This window comes from Methylocaldum sp. RMAD-M (genome assembly GCF_017832375.1).
In the GTDB taxonomy this organism is placed as follows: domain Bacteria; phylum Pseudomonadota; class Gammaproteobacteria; order Methylococcales; family Methylococcaceae; genus Methylocaldum.
Window position 1 is genome coordinate 1 of the sequence record NZ_JAFIBZ010000060.1, and the last position, 4,342, is coordinate 4,342.

A 4,342-nucleotide genomic window follows, 5' to 3' on the forward strand; every position below is an offset into this window, starting at 1 on the left:
AACGTCGCGACCGGCGTCCGGTTCCGCTACACCGGCCAGCAGCTCCTCGGCCAATTGAACCTGTACCACTACAAGGCGAGGATGTATTCGCCGGCAATCGGGCGGTTCCTGCAGACCGACCCCATCGGCTACCAGGATGACTTGAACCTGTATGCTTATGTCGGGAATGATCCGGTCAATGGGAAAGATCCGAGCGGGTTATTTGTCGAAACGGCTTGGGATGTCGCCAATATCGCTTTGGGAGCCGCCTCACTCGCGGCCAATGTGAACCAAGGCAATTGGGGGTGGGCGGCTTTGGATGCGGCAGGCCTTATCTACGATGGCGCCGCAGCCGCCGTTCCATTCTTACCGGCAGGTGTCAGCGCTGGTCTGCAATCTTTGAGGGCTGGAAATTCAATTCGAACATCGGCGCAAATTGGATACGATGTGTCTCAGGTTGTCGATGTCGCCAATCAAGTCACAAGACGAGCTCCAACGACTTCGAATGCAGCGGTGCAAGGATCGCGTTATCACGATACGGTGGGAACTATATTGAACGATAACAATGTATTAAGTTCGGCTGCTACAAATGCGTTTACTGGGGCAAATAGGGCCACGGGTGGGCCGGATCTATCGTGGGATGGTTCCGGGCTTTGGGCAGACCTAACGACTAAAGGTCAATGGGCTAGACATGAGAGTAAATATGGCGCAGGTTCTGGCATCCCTATCATTTATGAACGTGGCGTTGGTGTTACCGATGTCAATGGACTTGGTCGCTTCAGTCGGCTTTATAGCGGTGCAGGCGCCATAAAATCGCTTAAATGACTACCTTTGTTTGATATATACATGGCGGTAAAAAAAGGGCTTTATTGGATTATCGTCGGTCGAGAAACCCGTTATGGCCCGTGGTGGCTCGGTCGTAAAAAAAGTTACCGGCTCTTGCCGCCAACGAGGGAACAATTTATGGAACTGGCTAAGACTCGCGATGATGTGGAATTACGGCCGAGTAAAACTGGTTCTAAGCAGGAAAAGGATACTCTAATCGTTGATCCCACACGCAAAGTCAAAGGCAAGCTCTATTTAAACAGTGGTAAATGTATGACCAAAAATCCTGACGAAGCGACATTGAGTTGGATGATTGAATTGGCGAGTAAACTTAACGGACGAGTTGTTGATTACGCGGGCAGAACTTATACCTCTCCCACAGAGTATTATATTCATCCAGAAGATAAGGAAGTTTTAGAAAACAGAGGATTAAAGCTTCCAAAATAAACAAGCCATACGTGTACAGGCGCCAACGGCCTCAACCAGTACACCCAGGCGGCCGGGGCCACCCTCGGCTATGACGCCAACGGCAACCTCACCGGGGACGGGGTGTGGAGCTATGCGTACGACCTCGACAACCGTCTCAAGACCGCCAGCAAGACCGGCCTCGCGGCCACCTTGGCCTATGACGGCGAGGGGCGGCTTCGGCAGACCGCGATCGCCGGGGTGACCTCGAACCTCCTCTACGACGGCCAGGACCTCTTGGCCGAGTACGACGGCTCGGGCAATCTCCTCCGCCGCTACGTCCACGGCCCCGGCGTCGACGAGCCGTTGGTGGGGTACGAAGGCACCGGCACCACGCAGAAGACCTGGCTCTACGGCGATCACTTAGGCTCCATCGTCGCCACCGCCGATGCCACAGGCACCTCGACCGCGGTCTACAGCTACGGCCCCTGGGGCGAACCGAACGTCACCACGGGCGTTAGGTTCCGCTACACCGGCCAGCAGCTCCTCGGGCAATTGAACCTATACCACTACAAGGCGAGGATGTATTCGCCGGCCTTGGGGCGGTTCCTGCAGACCGACCCGATCGGCTATGGGGACGACTTGAACCTCTATGCCTATGTGGGGAATAATCCGATCAATCGAATCGATCCCACCGGATTAGCCGGCGATGACATTGCGTCCTTCGGTTTAGGCTTTACCCCGGCGGGAACCGCGCTGGATTTTTCAACCCTGATCACCGGCAGAGACGCCATTACCGGTGAGGCCGTGCCGCGGGTTTGGGCCATCGCCGGAATCATTCCGGGGGTATCCGAACTCCGGAAAGCCGGTAATGCCGTTGAAGGCGTAGTTGATGCTACAAGGGGGATACCGAACCCATACGGAAGCCGAGGTGGCCCGGCACATACATCTACGATTGAGCGTCGCATTGATGAGCTTAAAGGTCAGGGGCATGAACATCTTGGCGGAGGAAAGCTTCCGGAAGAGGTGATACAGACACCCGGGGGATGTAAGTCGTGTCGTCGGCCAGACATAACGACGCGTGCTCCTGATGGTACGATCTATCGGGAAAATGTTGGGCGGAGCACAGGTAGAGGCTGCTACCGGTCAACGACCCGGCTACACGCCCTATGATCGGTGATTGTATGGCAACTAAAAGGGTTCAATTTTTCGCGACACTTGATGATCTCTTACTAATGCTTTGCAGCATAGTAAAAGCATTGAACTTGAGTATTTTCTTGTACCGTGGGGGAACGAATGCCGCGATTAAACAAGCTGACTGTGAGGACTTAGTTCGCCAAATTCAAGCATTCGGTGCCTCACGGCTCTATTTGTCGGAGTCTGGGTTGGCTGTATCTGAAATCAATCCGAAAGATTTGGAGCCAGGGCGACTTGGCTTGGTTCAGATTATCTTGCCGCGAGAATCTGGCAAGATAATGTTTATGTCTGAAGTAGCTATCAAGACGGATTGGATTGATGACGCTACTGGTGAGCGTTGTGAGAATCGACGATTGTTATCGCTCTTTAAACGAGTAAAAACAGAGCTTGTGAAGGGTATGGCGGGGTCGGTGATGGGTGAAAACATTGTAACGGGAGGTAGCGCTGTTTATTCAACCATCAAGTACACTAAAACGATTAAGGCGTTTGTTGATAATGGCGGGGAATTAATGCAGGAAGGCGTGAACAATGTTAGATTTCGCCCGGTTGCATAAAATGCTATGAGTGTGTTGTTCCAAGGGGAGCACTGGCGAGAGGAAGAGAGGCGGAAGCCCGAGTCCTCAACGATTTAGGGCTGCCCAAGAACACGCAGAAAGTCAGTACGGCGGAAGGAAGCGCCGTACCGGACGCGCTGACATCCACAAGATCGATTGAAATCAAAGATAGGGTTTGCGTTTCCTGTACGAAGCAAATTCGTATTCAAACAGATGCAGCAAGAGATGCGGGCATAGAATCGGTGTAAATCACGGGCTCCAAGACTCGTGTCTCTGGGCCTGCTGAAGAGGCCTTTGACCGAATTATTCGCCGCGATGATTTAGGGCCGCAGTGATGATTAAAGTTAAGCTTTATTTCGAAAACAGTGTCGATTCGGATAGCCTCGTTAACGATCTGCGAGGTCTGCCAGAACCGATCAGGCCGGTTTATTTTGCCGAAGACGAAGGCAAGATCATCAAAGCGAATGTGCTTTCAGATGAAGTGCGGTTTCATGATTTCCGCAAGGCAAACCCAACCGGTTTCTTCTTGTATGCGGAAAATAAAGTGCTTTTTGATGTGTCGACCCGGCGCGTGGGATACGCCGAGGTTACGCTGTACCTAACGGAGGGCTTACCTAGTGAACTTGCCGTCACGTTTTTTAGAAGCCTTGCCGAGCACCAGCCTGTTTTTGGTTTTGGGTGTGATGAAGAGGAATACAAGCACAGGCATCGTTATTACATCACGATAGGCAAGAACCATATTGAAGACTGGATAGGTCGGAACCTGGAAAAATATGTTTCCGGCGTTTATTGGTACACGCTGTTATCGGATGGGTTGCTAAAGCAGCATGGTGTCAAGCTTGCTGATCTATCTATTGAAGCTGTTGCCACCGAAACGCTGGGCGACGGATCGCTGCATCTGTTGAAATTTTTTGAGAAGCCGGAAGATTGGCAGCAGAACGCCAAGCGCTTAGACGACTTATGTGAACGGGTTAATGGTGTGTTCTCCCGGCGTTTCGTAGAAGCGGCTGTGGCCGGGATAACGGACTACCTGAAATATGATGAAGCTATCGCTCATTGGCGATAGTTCGTATAGGGCGCATTCGCGTCGCGTTAAGCTCTTGAAAGCCTTTGGGCCGGGGCAGACGGCTTCGGCCACCACCTGTCCCACGGCGGCGGCGCCGGTGGCGGTGGCCGACTACGCCTATGATGACCTCGACCGGCAGATCCGCACCACCGAGAACCTGACAACGGCCGAAGGCGGCCCCCGGGTGACCGAGACCGTCTATGCCCTCGACGACCGGGTGGAGCAGATCAAGCGCGCGGTCGGCACGGGACTCGCCCAGACCACCGCCGCCTACACCTACACCCCCAACGGGCGGGTGGCGACGGTCAAGGACGCC

General features: G+C 53.5%; 6 protein-coding genes. All 6 read left to right on the forward strand.

Annotated features, from left to right (window positions below):
- Nucleotides 1-804: RHS repeat-associated core domain-containing protein (locus tag JOD69_RS24325; protein WP_210024361.1), on the forward strand; the 804-nt coding region annotated here is incomplete at its 5' end.
- 21 nt (nt 805-825) lie between these two features.
- Complete coding sequence (locus JOD69_RS24330; RefSeq protein ID WP_139840999.1) at nt 826-1,251, forward strand: hypothetical protein; 426 nt, start codon at nt 826-828, stop codon at nt 1,249-1,251.
- A gap of 102 nt (nt 1,252-1,353) precedes the next feature.
- Nucleotides 1,354-2,382, forward strand: a complete 1,029-nt coding sequence (locus tag JOD69_RS24335; RefSeq protein ID WP_210024362.1) for an RHS repeat-associated core domain-containing protein — start codon at nt 1,354-1,356, stop codon at nt 2,380-2,382.
- Between the two features lie 11 nt (nt 2,383-2,393).
- The gene (locus JOD69_RS24340; protein ID WP_156882035.1) at nt 2,394-2,960 is read left to right on the forward strand and encodes a hypothetical protein; all 567 of its coding nucleotides are present in this window, start codon (nt 2,394-2,396) and stop codon (nt 2,958-2,960) included.
- 331 nt (nt 2,961-3,291) lie between these two features.
- Nucleotides 3,292-4,026 carry a hypothetical protein gene (locus JOD69_RS24345; RefSeq protein WP_210024363.1) on the forward strand — a complete coding sequence of 245 codons (735 nt, stop codon included), beginning with the start codon at nt 3,292-3,294 and terminating at the stop codon, nt 4,024-4,026.
- 34 nt (nt 4,027-4,060) lie between these two features.
- A partial coding sequence (locus JOD69_RS24350; RefSeq protein WP_210024364.1) for a hypothetical protein occupies nt 4,061-4,342 on the forward strand: 282 nt, incomplete at its 3' end.

Bases quoted from the DNA above. Each gene is read 5' to 3' on its own strand.
- JOD69_RS24330 (WP_139840999.1), top strand. From the start codon at position 826: ATGGCGGTAAAAAAAGGGCTTTATTGGATTATCGTCGGTCGAGAAACC.
- JOD69_RS24340 (WP_156882035.1), top strand. From the start codon at position 2,394: ATGGCAACTAAAAGGGTTCAATTTTTCGCGACACTTGATGATCTCTTA.